The following is an 837-nucleotide window of genomic DNA, read 5'->3' as shown; positions in this document are numbered from 1 at the left end:
TAGAGCTTTGATCCCGCGATATCCGAATGGGGAAACCCGGCCCTTAGGGGTCATCCCTGACTGAATACATAGGTCAGCGGAAGCGAACTCAGCGAACTGAAACATCTAAGTAGCTGAAGGAAAAGAAATCAACCGAGATTCCGTAAGTAGTGGCGAGCGAACGCGGAACAGCCTGTATGTGATAGAGATTGCGTTAGTGGAAGGTTCATGGAAAGGACCGCCGTAGTGGGTGATAGCCCCGTACACGAAAACGCATTCTTGGTACTAAGCATACGAGAAGTAGGGCGGGACACGCGAAATCCTGTCTGAAGATGGGGGGACCATCCTCCAAGGCTAAATACTCGTGATCGACCGATAGTGAACCAGTACCGTGAGGGAAAGGCGAAAAGAACCCCGGGAGGGGAGTGAAATAGAACCTGAAACCGGATGCATACAAACAGTGGGAGCGGACTTGTTCCGTGACTGCGTACCTTTTGTATAATGGGTCAGCGACTTACATTCAGTGGCAAGCTTAACCGAATAGGGGAGGCGTAGGGAAACCGAGTCCGAATAGGGCGAATCAGTCGCTGGGTGTAGACCCGAAACCGAGTGATCTATCCATGGCCAGGATGAAGGTGCGGTAACACGCACTGGAGGTCCGAACCCACTAGTGTTGCAAAACTAGGGGATGAGCTGTGGATAGGGGTGAAAGGCTAAACAAACTCGGAGATAGCTGGTTCTCCCCGAAAACTATTTAGGTAGTGCCTCATGTATCACTTCCGGGGGTAAAGCACTGTTATGGCTAGGGGGTCATTGCGATTTACCAAACCATGGCAAACTCTGAATACCGGAAAGTGC

1 rRNA gene is annotated in these 837 nt (G+C 51.1%); it reads left to right on the top strand.

From position 1 onward, the window contains the following. A 23S ribosomal RNA gene (locus QUG01_RS19920) occupies positions 1-837 on the top strand; the annotation flags it as partial.

This window comes from Chromobacterium sp. CCUG 76385, assembly GCF_059916625.1.
The sequence above is the reverse complement of the archived record's forward strand: the minus strand, read 5'-3'. Positions and strand labels throughout refer to the sequence as shown.